The sequence below is a fragment of the Nocardioides furvisabuli genome, from assembly GCF_021083185.1.
Taxonomy (GTDB): Bacteria; Actinomycetota; Actinomycetes; order Propionibacteriales; family Nocardioidaceae; genus Nocardioides; species Nocardioides furvisabuli.
In genome coordinates, this window is record NZ_JAIGQB010000012.1 from 89,075 (window position 1) to 102,120 (window position 13,046).

The following is a 13,046-nucleotide window of genomic DNA, read 5'->3' on the forward strand; positions in this document are numbered from 1 at the left end:
CCGTAGACTCGCCCCCATGAGCACCGACCTCGGCCTTCCTCCCGTCCTCGACCCCGAGAGCGCGAAGAACGTGCTGCTGGCGGCCCCCCGCGGCTACTGCGCCGGCGTGGACCGGGCCGTGATCACCGTGGAGAAGGCGCTGGACCTCTACGGCGCGCCGGTCTACGTCCGCAAGCAGATCGTGCACAACAAGCACGTCGTGGCCAACCTGGAGTCTCGCGGGGCGATCTTCGTCGAGGAGCTCGACGAGGTGCCCGAGGGCCAGACCGTGGTGTTCTCGGCCCACGGCGTCTCGCCGGCCGTCCACGCGCAGGCCGCCGAGCGCAGCCTCAAGACCATCGACGCCACGTGCCCGCTGGTGACCAAGGTCCACCACGAGGCGCGCCGCTTCGCCTCCGACGACTACGACATCCTGCTGATCGGCCACGAGGGGCACGAGGAGGTCGAGGGCACCGCGGGCGAGGCGCCCGACCACATCCAGCTCGTGCAGAGCCCCGACGACGTCGACGGCATCGTCGTGCGCGACCCGGCGAAGGTCGCCTGGCTCTCGCAGACCACGCTCAGCGTCGACGAGACGCTCGAGACGGTCGCGGCGATCCGGGAGAAGTTCCCCCTGCTGCTGGACCCGCCGAGCGACGACATCTGCTACGCCACCCAGAACCGCCAGCTCGCGGTCAAGGAGATCTCGCCGTCCGCCGACCTCGTGATCGTGGTCGGCTCGCGCAACTCGTCGAACTCCGTGCGCCTGGTCGAGGTCGCCCTCGAGGCCGGTGCCAAGGCGTCCTACCTCGTCGACGACCACACCGAGATCGACGAGGCGTGGCTCGACGGTGTCGAGACGGTGTCGGTGACCTCGGGTGCCTCGGTGCCGGAGGACCTCGTCGAGGGTGTGCTCGCCTTCCTCTCCGAGCGCGGCTACCCCGACGCCAAGGCCGTGCACTCCGCGGAGGAGTCGCTGATCTTCGCGCTGCCCCCGGAGCTGCGCCGCGACCTGCGCGCCGCCCAGAAGGCCTGACGGGGAGCAGGTCATGGCCCGCTACGTCGACGTCCACCCCGACAACCCGCAGCCGCGGCTGGTGACCCAGGTCGTCGACGCGCTCCGCAACGACGAGCTGATCGCCTATCCGACCGACTCCGGCTACGCCCTCGGCGCCCAGCTCGGCAACCGCGACGGCCGCGACCGCATCCTGCGCATCCGCGAGCTCGACGACCGCCACCACTTCACCTTGATGTGCAAGGACTTCTCGCAGCTCGGGCAGTTCGTGCACGTCGACAACGCGGCCTTCCGCGCGATCAAGGCGGCGACGCCGGGGCCCTACACGTTCATCCTGCCCGCGACCGGCGAGGTGCCGAAGCGGCTGATGCACCCGAAGAAGCGCACCGTCGGGGTCCGCATCCCCGACCACACGCTCGTGTGCGCGCTGCTCGAGGAGCTCGGTGAGCCGATCCTCACCAGCACCTTGATCCTGCCCGGCGAGACCGAGGCGCGGACCATGGGCTGGGAGATCAAGGAGGACCTCGACCACGTCGTCGACGTCGTGGTCGAGTCCGGCGAGGTCACCGCCGAGCCGACCTCCGTGATCGACTGGTCCGAGGTCGAGCCCGTCGTCGTACGCCGCGGGGCCGGCGACGTGGAGCGCTTCGAGGCCTGAGTGGGCACTTCCTCGCGCTGCAACCCGCTGAGCGGGCGCTTGGTGCGGAAGTGATCGCCCGGTCGGCACGGCGCAGCGCAACGAAGCGCCCGGTCGGCACGGCGCAGCGCAACGAAGCGCCCGGTCGGCACGGCGCAGCGCAACGAAGCGCCCGGTCGGCACGGCGCAGCGCAGCGAAGCGCCCGGTCAGCCGGTCGGCTGGCTCAGCTCACGCTCGAGCTCGGTGGCGATGTCGGCCTCGCCCTCGCGGTGGAGGCGCCAGGCCAGCCAGCCCAGGCACAGCGCGTAACCGACGCCGAGGGCGATGCCGTGAGTGGCGACGCCGGAGACCACGGCCTGGAGCAAGCTGTCGCTGGGGTCGGCGATCGCGCCGCGGGCCACGAGCGCGACGAAGGTGAAGACCGTCGTCAGCAGCACGGGGGGCAGCAGCGCCACGAAGAAGAAGTCGCGCCGGCGCACCAGCGCGGCCAGGCCCAGGCAGAGCACCATGAAGCACAGGTCGAAGAACAACGTCAGCCGCCCCACCAGCAGCACGTCGATGCTCACCGCGGTGAGGGTGACGGCGACGCCGAGGGACACGACCTGACGGCCGGGCTCGCGCCCGACCTGCCACCACGCCTCGGCCAGTGTCACGTCCTTCAACCTAGGACCGGTCTCACGCTCCCCGGGCGCGGCGCGCCGGGGGCTCGCCCGGCGAGCGCGCCTGCTGGGCGAGCAGGTCGTCGATCGAGGGCTCCTGCGTCGCACCTCGTACGCCGTCGAGCGCGGCCAGCTCGGGGGCTGCGGCCGAGCGAGGGACGGTCTCGACCTGGCGCGGCTCGACGAGAGGCTCGGAGGTGACTCCCAGCTCGGCGAACCGGCGTGCGGACACCAGCACGCGGCCCTCGAGCGAGCCCATCGCCTGGTTGTAGGCCACGACGCTGGCGTTGAGCGAGCGGCCGACGCGGTCGAGGTGGCCGGCCATCGAGCCGAGCCGGGCGTGGAGCTCCTGGCCGAGCCGCTGCACGGCCTGGGCCTGCTCGTTGAGGACCTCGTGCTGCCACCCCTGGGCGACGGTGCGCAGCAGCGCGATCAGGGTGGACGGCGTGGCCAGCACGACGTTCTTCGCCGATGCCTGCTCGACCAGGTCGGGCACCGCCTGCAGCGCGGCCTGCAGGATCGCCTCACCGGGCACGAAGAGGACGACGAACTCCGGGGTGCCGGACAGCGCCTCCCAGTAGCGCCGCGAGCCGAGGTCGGTGATGTGGGTGCGCATGTGCTCACCGAGCCGGGCCAGCGCCCTGTCGTGCTCGGCCGGATCGTCGGTCCCGGTCAGGTCGAGGAACGCCGCCAGTGGCGCCTTGGCGTCGACGGCGATGGTGCGCCCGCCCGCGAGCGTCACCACCAGGTCCGGACGCAGCCGACCGTCGTCCATGCGGACCTGTTCGGCGAAGTCGCAGTGGTCAACCAGCCCGGCCAGCTCGACGGTGCGGCGCAGGTGCAGCTCGCCCCACTGACCGCGCACCTGCGGCTTGCGCAGCGCGGTGGCGAGGGTGGTGGTCTCGCGGCGCAGCGTCTCGGTGGACAGCCGCATGTCGGCGACCTGCTGGTGCAGCTGGGCCTGCCAGGCGACGCGGTCGTGCGCGAGGTCGCTGAGCTGGTCCTGCAGCCGCTCGAGGCCGTCCTGCACCACGGCGTGGTCGGCAACCCGCTGCTCGAGCGCCGCGACGGCCGCGTCGTCGCCAGGGCGGCTGCGGGCCCACAGCACTCCGATCAGCGCGCCGAGGGCGAGACCGACCGCGAGGACCAGGGCCAGGACGATCAGGAGGGGGAAGGTGTCCATGGGCCCAGCATGGACGTGCCCACCGACACCGGGGCGGCTTCAGTCCAGGTCGACGACCACCGGGGCGTGGTCCGACGGCGAGCCGGAGCCCTGGGCCGGGTCGCGCTCGTCGCGGTCGATGAACGCACCCGTGACGCGCGAGGCCAGTGCCGGTGACCCGAGGACGAAGTCGATCTTCAGCCCGCGGTCGCGCTCGAAGCGCTGGCGGTAGTAGTCCCAGTAGGTGTAGCCCGGCGCGTGGGCGCGCGTCGTCTCCACCCAGCCGTCGTCGAGGAAGCCCTGGAAGGCCGCGCGCTCGGGCGGGGTGACGTGGGTGGACTTCGCGAACTGCCGGACGTCGAAGACGTCGTCGTCGGTCGGGCAGATGTTCCAGTCGCCGACGAGTGCGGTCGGCACGTCGAGCCAGTCGCGGGCGCTGTCGCGCAGCCGGGCCAGCCAGTCGAGCTTGTAGACGTAGTGCGGGTCGTCGGGCTTGCGGCCGTTGGGGACGTAGAGGGACCACACGCGCACCCCGCCGCAGGTGGCCCCGATCGCCCGCGCCTCCGCGGCGGCAGGGTCGCCGTACGGCGGCATGTCCGCGAAGCCGACCTCGACGTCCTCCAGGCCGACACGCGACAGCAGCGCGACGCCGTTCCACTGGTTGACCCCCGCCACCGCGACCTCGTAGCCGAGGGCCTGGAAGCCCATCAGCGGCAGCTGGTCCTCGCGGGCCTTGGTCTCCTGCAGCGCGAGGACGTCGACGTCGTGGCGCTGGAGGAACGCCTCGACGCGGTCGATGCGGGAGCGGAGGGAGTTGACGTTCCAGGTGGCGATGCGCACCGCTCCACCCTAGGGAAGGGTCCCACGCCGGACGTCACGGGGCAGATGAGGCTTTGTGCAGGAAACCCTTTACAGATGCGGCCTCCGTGGGAGAGGTTCGTCGGCAACGCACTGGTCTCGGGAACTCGTGCCCACCTGCTCGACCTTTCCGAGATGGCGTGTGTCCACATCCCCCCATCTAGGAGAACAACCACCATGCAGCGCACTCGACTCGGGGCGATCGCCCTCGGTGCAACGGCCCTCCTCGGCACCGCCCTGGCCCCTTCGGCCGTGGCGGGCACGGACTCGGAGATCCCGACGTTCCAGCAGTTCGCGTCCTCGACGTTCAAGGACACCGACCGGCAGTACATCGTCAACGGCGACGAGCCCATCTCCAACAGCGGTGACCTGAAGGCCTACTACGACCGGATGGTCCACGGCTCGGAGGAGGCCATGGAGGAGGGCCTGGTCGTCAACACCGTCTACGGCGTCGACGACAAGTGGTCGACCTCGCAGGTCGGCAACCTGACCTACTGCGTGAGCACCAAGTTCGGCTCGCGCCACTCCGACGTCGTCAACGCGATGGCGGCCGGTGCGGCCCTGTGGGAGGGCGCGTCCTCGCGCATCGACTACGTCCACGTGCCGTCCCAGGACGCGAGCTGCACCACGCGCAACAAGTCGGTGCTGTTCTCCGTCGAGCCGGTGCAGACCACGCAGTACATCGCCCGCGCGTTCTTCCCGAGCACGCCCAAGCGCTCACGCAACGTCCTGGTCGACGACTCGATCTGGACCTCGGGCTCCTGGACCCCGGCGAACATCATGGGCCACGAGCTCGGCCACACGCTCGGCTTCCGTCACGAGCACACCCGCCCCGAGTCCGGCACCTGCTTCGAGGACAACAACTGGCGCCCGCTGACGCCGTACGACTCCTCCTCGATCATGCACTACCCGCAGTGCAACGGCACCTCGAGCAACCTGAGCATGACTGCGACGGACCGTCAGGGCGCAGCCGCGCTCTACGGCGCCTGATCGGCTAGGCTCGACCGCAGTCGCGAACGCCCCTTCCGTCCCGAGCGGAGGGGGCGTTCGTCATGTCCGCACCGGCGCGGCCGGTAGCGTCATGGCGTGTCCACCATCCTCTCCGCCCGTGACCTGGAGTTCCTCCTCTTCGAGTGGCTCCACGTCGAGGACCTCAGCGCACGCCCCCGCTTCGCAGAGCACGACCGCGAGTCGTACGACGCCCTGCTGGGGCTCTGCGAGGAGATCGCCACCGAGCACTTCGCCCCCCACTACCGCAAGAGCGACACCGAGGAGCCGGTGTTCGACGGTGAGAAGGTGCGGCTGATCCCCGAGATCGAGTCCGCGCTGCAGAAGTTCGCCCAGGCCGACCTCATGGGCCTCACCATCGACGAGGAGCACGGCGGGCTCCAGCTGCCGCACGTGGTGGCCTCGGCCTGCATGGCGTGGTTCACCGCGGCCAACATCGGCACCGCGGCGTACTCCTTCCTCACCGTCGCCAACGCCGGGCTGCTGCTGGCCCACGGCACCCCCGAGCAGGTCGAGCGCTACGTGCAGCCGATGCTCGAGGGCCGCTTCTTCGGCACCATGACGCTCTCGGAGCCGCACGCCGGCTCGAGCCTGGGCGACGTGACCACCCGCGCGGTGCCCGCCGACGACGGCACCCACCGCATCTTCGGCAGCAAGATGTGGATCTCCGGCGGCGACCACGAGATGGGCGACAACATCGTCCACCTGGTGCTCGCCAAGCTGCCCGACGCCCCCGCCGGGTCGCGCGGCATCTCGCTGTTCATCGTGCCCAAGCACCTCGTCGGCGAGGACGGCTCGATCGGGGAGCGCAACGACGTCGTGCTCGCCGGCATCAACCACAAGCTCGGCAGTCGCGGGACGGTCAACACCGCGCCGGTCTTCGGCAGCGGTGCCTTCACGCCGGGCGGAGCAGCGGGCGCGGTGGGATACCTCGTCGGCGAGGCCCACAAGGGCTTGTCCTACATGTTCCACATGATGAACGCCGCGCGTCTCGGCGTGGGGATGTCGGCGACCACGACGGCCTACACCGCCTACCTGAAGTCGCTGGACTACGCCCGCACCCGGCCGCAGGGTCGTGCGCTCACCGCCGCCGACCCGGCGGGCCCTCAGGTGCCGATCATCCAGCACGCCGATGTGCGCCGGATGCTGCTGGCGCAGAAGTCCTACGTCGAGGGCGCGCTGGCGCTGAACCTCTACTGCTCGCGGCTCCTCGACGAGCAGGCCAGCGCCGAGGACGACGCTGAACGGCTCGCGACGGGCCAGCTCCTCGACGTGCTGACGCCGATCGCCAAGTCGTGGCCCTCGCAGTGGGGGCAGGAGAGCTGCAGCCTCGCGATCCAGGTGCTCGGCGGCTCGGGCTACACCCGCGACCACGACCTGGAGGCCCACTGGCGCGACCAGCGTCTGAACCCGATCCACGAGGGCACCCACGGCATCCAGGCCCTCGACCTGCTGGGGCGCAAGATCCTCGGTGGGGGAGGTGCCGCGCTGATGGCCCTCGCGGGGCGGATCGAGCAGACCGTTGCTCGCGCCAGCGAGCTAGGCGGGGAGCCGACGGCGTACGCCGATGCGCTGAAGGCCGCGGTCGACCGCCTCGGCGAGGTCACGATGGGCCTGGCCGGTCTGGGCGACCCGGACCGGATGCTCGCCAACGCCACCGTCTACCTCGAGGCCGCCGGTCACGTGGTGATCGCCTGGATGTGGCTCGAGCAGCTGGTGGCCGTGGGGGAGCGGACCGGCGACTTCTACGACGGCAAGCGGGCGGCCGCGCGCTACTTCTTCCGCTGGGAGCTGCCGAAGGTGGCGCCCCAGCTCGACCTGCTCGCCTCGGGCGACACCACCACGTTGGAGATGCGCGAGGACTGGTTCTAGGCAGGCTCGAGGAAGTCGGTCAGCAGTCCGGGCGTCGCCCGGTCGGCCAGCGCGACGGCCACGTCGACGCGTACGTCCCGCACGAGCACCCGCTCGGCGCCGGCCGCGGTGGTGGCCGTGAGGTCGGCGAGGCCGATCCGGCGCTGCCACCACGACTGGGACACCACCCAGCCGATGATGCCGTCGGTCTCCAGCACGGTGCGCACCCGTGCCAACGTGCCGCTCCCGGCGACGAGGTGCCGCTCGTGCAACGCGTGCCCGAGGTGGCGATAGGACGCCTCGCCCGCCACCGCGGCGAGGAGCAGCGCGGCGAGCGCCACGCCGAGCACCCACAGGCCCGAGAAGTCGAGGAGCCACCACGCGACGCCCGCCACCACGGTGACGTCGACGGCGTTGCCGAGCTGACGGAACCACGCCCGGCGGTGCGCCCGCGGTCCGTGCTCGACGAGCGGCTCGGTCAGCGGGCCGGGCTGGTCGAGCACCGACTCGCCGACGCCGATCGCGACCGCGCGCGGGCACGGTGGCAGCACCTGGGTGACACCGTCCTCCACGCCCGTGGCGAGGGTGGAGAGCTCGGCGCCGCCGACCAGGCGCATCAGCAGCGGGTCGACGAGCTCGACGCCGCGCACCTTGGCCTCCTCGACGGTGATGGACCGCGTCGTGAAGAGCCCGGAGGTCAGGTGCAGCGAGCCGTGCTCGCGCACCAGGCGGAAGCCCCACCACTGCACGACGTAGCCGGCCACGGACACGACGAGCCACAGGGCGAGCCCGCCCACGGCGAGCACGAGGGCGACCAGGGCGATCGCGAACTGGGTGATCCACGCCCACGCCGACGTCGCGGTCTCCTCGTTCCAGATGGGCAGGTCGTCGCCGAACTGCGCCACGACGCCGACGGCGCCGGCGAGCAGGACGAGGCGCGCGAGGCTGAAGGGGGCGAAGCGCAGCCATGACCAGTCGATGCGCGCGAGGAGGGTGGGCGACGGAGGCGGGGTGGGGACGACGGCGGGTGCGGGAGCTCCGTCCTCCGCGGGCAGGACCGGGGCGGCGGCGGGCTGCTCGGCCTCGCGCCGGCGCAGGAGAGTCGTCCGCAGTGCCTGCGCGTCGGCGAGCGCCAGGGCATCGAGGGTGATCCGGTCGTCGTCGACGCCGGTGCCGACCTGCACCTTCTGCAGGCCCAGGACACGGTGGAGCAGCGAGGCCTCGAGGTCGACGCTGCGCACCCGGTCGAGCGGCGCGGTCGACGTCGTCTTGTTGAGCACGCCGCTGCGCACCTGGATCTGTGAGTCGGTGAGCCGGTAGTGCGTGGTGAGCCACGGCAGGGCGCCGAAGACGAGCGGTGCGACGACCACCACGGGGAAGATGAAGGGCCAGAAACGGGTGTCGCTCTGGCTGATGCCCACGAGGGCGATCACCACCGGCACGATCGCCTGGCCGATCGCCTTGACCGGGTCGAGCAGGAGCTTGCGGGGGCTGAGCCTCGACCACCCCTCGCCCGGGGAGCCGGGGGCGGGGATCACGTGGCGTCGTCCTCGGTCGTGGCGGTGATCGCCGTCAGCCGCGCCACGACGTGGCGTGCGGTCTCGGCGTCGAGACAGTCGACGGTGATGGGGCCGGCGGCCGAGGCGGTGGTGACAGTGATCGACGCGAGGCCGAACAACCGCTGCAGTGCGCCCTGCCGCGAGTCGACGGTCTGCACCCGGCTGATGGGCGCGATCCGGGTCTGGCGGCCGATCCAGCCCTCGCGGGTGTGGACGGCGGTGTCGGTGACCTCCCAGCGGTGGACGCGGAAGCGGATCCGCGGCATCAGCACGACGTGGGCGACCGCGACGAGGGCGAGGAGGAGGACCAGGAGGCCGACCCAGCCCGGGGCGCCCGGGACGACCAGCCAGGCGAGGACCGCGCCGAGCACCAGCAGCACGTCACCGATGAGCGCCGACACCGTCCAGAAGCCGATCGCCTGCGGCGAGACCTGGTACGCAGGCTCCCGCAGCACCGGCGTACCCCCCACGTGACTCATGGGGCGAGTCTTGCAGGTGGTCCCGCGTCGGCGAAGTTGTGCAACGGACGACGCATCGTCGATGCAGCACCGAGGTTCTGCAGGTTCGTGCAATGCACACTCATGGCCCAACGCACGCCTTCCGCCCGGTGGTCTGGTCCGGTTTGAGTGTGTCCCGGCGCCCACCCATCCATCCGATGACCAGAAGGACCACCTCGATGTCACTCCGCATGATGCTGCGAGCCGCCACCGCGACCCTCGCAGCCGCCGCGCTCGCCTGCTCCCTCGCCCCGTCCGCCACCGCGGCCCCGGCCCGGGACCGCGTGCCCACCTTCGGCGAGTTCCAGGCCGCGACCTTCCGCGACGTCGCCGGCCAGTACGTCGTCAACGGCGACGAGACCATCGGCAGCACCCGCATGCTGCGCGACTACTACGACGAGATGGTCGCGTCCTACGAGGCCGGCGACGAGCCGTCGACGCAGCTCATCATCAACCGCATCTACGGCGTGGACGACAAGTGGTCGGCGACGACGGCGCGCAACCTCACCTACTGCGTGTCCAACAACTTCGGCTCCCAGAAGACCAACATCGTCAACGCGATGGCCAACGGTGCAGCCCAGTGGGAGGCCGCCTCGTCCGGGGTGAACTTCACCTACGTCCCCTCGGCCGACTCCAACTGTCGCACCAGCAACAACGCGGTGCTGTTCTCCGTCGAGCCGACCTACACGACGCAGTACATCGCCCGCGCGTTCTTCCCGAGCTCCTCGGACAGCCAGCGCAACGTGCTGGTCAACGCCTCGTCGCTGATGAACAGCGGCTCCTGGACGCCGGGCAACATCATGGCCCACGAGCTCGGGCACGCCCTCGGCTTCCGCCACGAGCACACGCGACCCGAGTCCGGCACCTGCTTCGAGGACAACAACTGGCGCCCGCTGACGCCGTACGACTCGTCGTCGATCATGCACTACCCGCAGTGCAACGGCACCTCGAGCAACCTCTCGATGACCAGCACCGACCGCGCCGGCATCCGCGCGGTGTACGGCTCCTGACGCGACGCTGACGCTCCAGGACAGAGGGCCCGACCCTGCACGGTCGGGCCCTCTGTCGCGTCCGGGGCGCGTCCAGGTCACGTCCGGTTCGCGTCCCGGTGACGTTTCGCGCGGGGGAGCGTCGCGCCCGTAGACTCCCCGCCCGTGGCTCTCACCATCGGCATCGTCGGTCTCCCCAATGCGGGCAAGTCGACGCTCTTCAACGCTCTGACCAAGAACGACGTCCTCGCGGCGAACTACCCGTTCGCGACGATCGAGCCCAACGTGGGTGTCGTGGGTGTCCCCGACGAGCGGCTGCCGCAGCTCGCGGAGGTGTTCGAGTCCGCCAAGCAGCTGCCGGCCACCGTCGAGTTCGTCGACATCGCCGGCATCGTCCGCGGCGCCTCGCAGGGCGAGGGCCTCGGCAACAAGTTCCTCGCCCACATCCGTGAGTCCGCAGCGATCTGCCAGGTGACGCGCGTCTTCCGCGACGAGGACGTCACCCACGTCGACGGCGAGGTCAACCCCGCCAACGACATCTCGACGATCCAGACCGAGCTGATCTTCGCCGACCTCGAGACCGTCGAGAAGGCGATCGCCCGGCTCGAGAAGGAGTCGCGCAAGGTCAAGGACCTCGTGGCGAACCTCGAGGCCGCCAGGGCTGCCAAGGACGCGCTGGAGTCGGGCACCCCGGTCATCGCCACCGACATCGACCGTTCGCTGCTGCGCGAGCTGTCGCTGCTGACGGCCAAGCCGTTCATCTACGTCTTCAACTGCGACGCCGACGAGCTCGCCGACGAGGCACTCAAGGACAAGATGCGCGCGATCATCGCGCCGGCCGAGGCAATCTTCCTCGACGCCAAGTTCGAGGCCGACCTCGCCGAGATGGACGACGACGAGATGGCGCACGAGATGCTCGCCGAGATGGGCATCACCGAGTCCGGCCTCGACCAGCTCGCGCGCGTCGGTTTCGACACCCTCGGCCTGCAGACCTACCTGACCGCCGGGCCCAAGGAGACGCGGGCCTGGACGATCAGGAAGGGCGCCACCGCTCCCGAGGCCGCCGGTGTCATCCACACCGACTTCCAGAAGGGCTTCATCAAGGCCGAGGTCGTCTCCTTCGACGACCTGATGGCCGCCGGCTCCATGCTCAAGGCCAAGGAGGCCGGCAAGGTGCGCATGGAGGGCAAGGACTACGTCATGGCCGACGGTGACGTGGTGGAGTTCCGCTTCAACGTCTGAACCCGGCACGTTTGCGCCGCTCGAAGGGCCGATCTCCGGACCCCGGCGTGCTACGAGCGAACCCGTCGCAAGGCGCCCCTTCGACGGCGCAGTGGGCTTCGCCATCCGGCTGTACGAGTCGGTCGGATCAGGTGATGGCGACACGGTCGACTCGACCGTGACCACTGGGCTTCGTCCCCGCGTGGACGAGGTCGTCAGCGGGCGCGGCGAGCTGCGCGCTGGGCTAGTTCAGTTGACCAAGAAGTCCTCCGAAACGTTTCTCATTGTTGACCTGAGGGATCGAACGACTAAAATGAGAAACATGCCAGCCCCCAGCCCGCACACGAGCCGCGAGCAGCAGGCGGACCTCGAACGCCTAGGCGCTCGGCTGCGCGAACGCCGAAAGGCCCTCGGTGTCACCGCAGTCGCCTGTGCCGAAGCTGCTGGCGTTTCGCGTGTCACCCTGCACAGGATCGAAGCGGGCAACCCCTCGGTCACGATCGGCGCCTACGTCAATGTTGCCGCCGCACTCGGACTTCACCTCGTCGTCCCGATCCTCGACGCTCCGACAGCAGAACCGGCGACGATCACGGTCGGCGACTACCCCGGCCTCCGCACTCTGGCATGGCAGACCGACGCCGGCACCACCGTCACCGAGACAGAGGCACTCAACCTCTACGAACGCGGCTGGCGACACCTCGACCAGGAGACGCTGACCGATCACGAGAAGGCGTTCATCCAGCACCTGGCGGACACCTACAGCAACGGGAGGCTCCTTGTTTAGGCGGCTGCACCATCAACAGGTGGCCGAGCTGCTGTCGATCCTCGACGCACCGCTCCTGGCAGAGCACAACTGCTGGTTCGGAGGCGGGACCGCGATCGTCCTTGCCAACGGCGAGTTCCGCGAATCGGTTGACATCGACTTCCTGGTCTCCGACCCGCAGTCCTACCGCGCGCTGCGCCAGATGGTCAGGGACCACGGGCTCGACGCTCTGGCTACCCGAGCACTGGACCTGGGTCGAACACCCTCTGTCGACGGCTACGGGATCAGGACCTCGGCGCTCGTTGCGGGGGTTGCGATCAAGATCGAGATCATCCATGAAGGCCGCATCGACCTCGACACTCCCGCCCCGGGCGATGAGATCTGCGGCGTACGGATCCTGACGCGAACTGACCAGGTCGCAACCAAGCTGCTCGCCAACGACGACCGTTGGGCAGACACGTCGACGTTCAGTCGCGACCTGATCGACCTGGCCATGATGAAACCCGACACCACCGCCCTGAAGGCCGGCGCGCGCAAGGCAGTCGATGCGTACGGCAAGACAGTCGGCGAGAGCCTCGACAAAGCAGTCACCTACCTCCGAGATCGCCCGCAGCGTCTCGACGAATACATCCGAGCACTCAAGATCGACGCGCCCCGAGCGGCTGTCTGGCAGAGCATCCGCGACCTGTCCGCAAGATGCGCGAAGATCGAAGGTCTAGGTGTGATGCCCAGTCACGTTGTGCGATCGGGCACGGCGAGCCGTAGATAGGTGAAGGCCTCCCGGTGTGGAGTGGAGCTGTCTAGGACTTCACTTCCAGAGGGAGGCCTTCATGGCCCACGTTAACGC

General features: G+C 70.1%; 13 protein-coding genes. 8 read left to right on the forward strand and 5 right to left on the reverse strand.

All coding sequences use genetic code 11. From position 1 onward, the window contains the following. Positions 1–16 precede the first annotated feature (16 nt). Entirely contained in the window at positions 17–1,015 is a 999-nt protein-coding gene (locus tag K4G59_RS18520; protein ID WP_231252540.1) for a 4-hydroxy-3-methylbut-2-enyl diphosphate reductase, read from the forward strand. A gap of 13 nt (positions 1,016–1,028) precedes the next feature. Further along, entirely contained in the window at positions 1,029–1,652 is a 624-nt protein-coding gene (locus K4G59_RS18525) for an L-threonylcarbamoyladenylate synthase (RefSeq protein ID WP_231252541.1), read from the forward strand. Positions 1,653–1,838: 186 nt separating this feature from the next. On the opposite strand, the gene K4G59_RS18530 is transcribed toward K4G59_RS18525, so the two are convergent. Genes K4G59_RS18530 through K4G59_RS18540 form a run of 3 tightly spaced genes read right to left on the reverse strand, consistent with a single transcriptional unit; the run spans position 1,839 to position 4,293 of the window. Continuing rightward, entirely contained in the window at positions 1,839–2,285 is a 447-nt protein-coding gene (locus K4G59_RS18530) for a DUF6542 domain-containing protein (RefSeq protein WP_231252542.1), read from the reverse strand. 22 nt (positions 2,286–2,307) lie between these two features. Then, the gene (locus K4G59_RS18535; protein ID WP_231252543.1) at positions 2,308–3,474 is read right to left on the reverse strand and encodes a DNA recombination protein RmuC; all 1,167 of its coding nucleotides are present in this window, start codon (positions 3,472–3,474) and stop codon (positions 2,308–2,310) included. A gap of 39 nt (positions 3,475–3,513) precedes the next feature. Then, the gene (locus K4G59_RS18540) at positions 3,514–4,293 is read right to left on the reverse strand and encodes an exodeoxyribonuclease III (RefSeq protein ID WP_231252544.1); all 780 of its coding nucleotides are present in this window, start codon (positions 4,291–4,293) and stop codon (positions 3,514–3,516) included. 195 nt (positions 4,294–4,488) lie between these two features. On the opposite strand from K4G59_RS18540, the gene K4G59_RS18545 reads away from it, so the two are divergent. Together K4G59_RS18545 and K4G59_RS18550 are read left to right on the forward strand one after the other, a co-directional pair. Further along, a complete protein-coding gene (locus tag K4G59_RS18545) occupies positions 4,489–5,301 on the forward strand; it encodes a matrixin family metalloprotease (protein WP_231252545.1) in 813 nt (270 codons plus the stop codon). A 96-nt stretch (positions 5,302–5,397) separates the two neighbouring features. Beyond that, positions 5,398–7,191, forward strand: a complete 1,794-nt coding sequence (locus K4G59_RS18550) for an acyl-CoA dehydrogenase (protein ID WP_231252546.1) — start codon at positions 5,398–5,400, stop codon at positions 7,189–7,191. Here the strand turns inward: K4G59_RS18550 and K4G59_RS18555 are convergent. Next, on the reverse strand, positions 7,188–8,708 hold the full coding sequence (locus K4G59_RS18555; protein WP_231252547.1) for a PH domain-containing protein: 1,521 nt from the start codon (positions 8,706–8,708) through the stop codon (positions 7,188–7,190). The genes K4G59_RS18550 and K4G59_RS18555 overlap by 4 nt on opposite strands. Beyond that, positions 8,705–9,208 (reverse strand): PH domain-containing protein, encoded by a 504-nt coding sequence (locus K4G59_RS18560; RefSeq protein ID WP_231252548.1) that lies wholly within the window; start codon positions 9,206–9,208, stop codon positions 8,705–8,707. The genes K4G59_RS18555 and K4G59_RS18560 overlap by 4 nt, the downstream gene beginning before the upstream one ends. A gap of 197 nt (positions 9,209–9,405) precedes the next feature. On the opposite strand from K4G59_RS18560, the gene K4G59_RS18565 reads away from it, so the two are divergent. From K4G59_RS18565 to K4G59_RS18580, 4 genes are all read left to right on the forward strand, one after another. Continuing rightward, on the forward strand, positions 9,406–10,236 hold the full coding sequence (locus K4G59_RS18565; RefSeq protein WP_231252549.1) for a M12 family metallo-peptidase: 831 nt from the start codon (positions 9,406–9,408) through the stop codon (positions 10,234–10,236). Positions 10,237–10,380: 144 nt separating this feature from the next. Then, on the forward strand, positions 10,381–11,457 hold the full coding sequence (gene ychF, locus K4G59_RS18570; protein ID WP_231252550.1) for a redox-regulated ATPase YchF: 1,077 nt from the start codon (positions 10,381–10,383) through the stop codon (positions 11,455–11,457). A 91-nt stretch (positions 11,458–11,548) separates the two neighbouring features. Next, on the forward strand, positions 11,549–12,220 hold the full coding sequence (locus K4G59_RS18575) for a helix-turn-helix domain-containing protein (RefSeq protein WP_231252551.1): 672 nt from the start codon (positions 11,549–11,551) through the stop codon (positions 12,218–12,220). 19 nt (positions 12,221–12,239) lie between these two features. After that, positions 12,240–12,968, forward strand: a complete 729-nt coding sequence (locus K4G59_RS18580) for a nucleotidyl transferase AbiEii/AbiGii toxin family protein (RefSeq protein WP_231252552.1) — start codon at positions 12,240–12,242, stop codon at positions 12,966–12,968. Positions 12,969–13,046 lie beyond the last annotated feature (78 nt).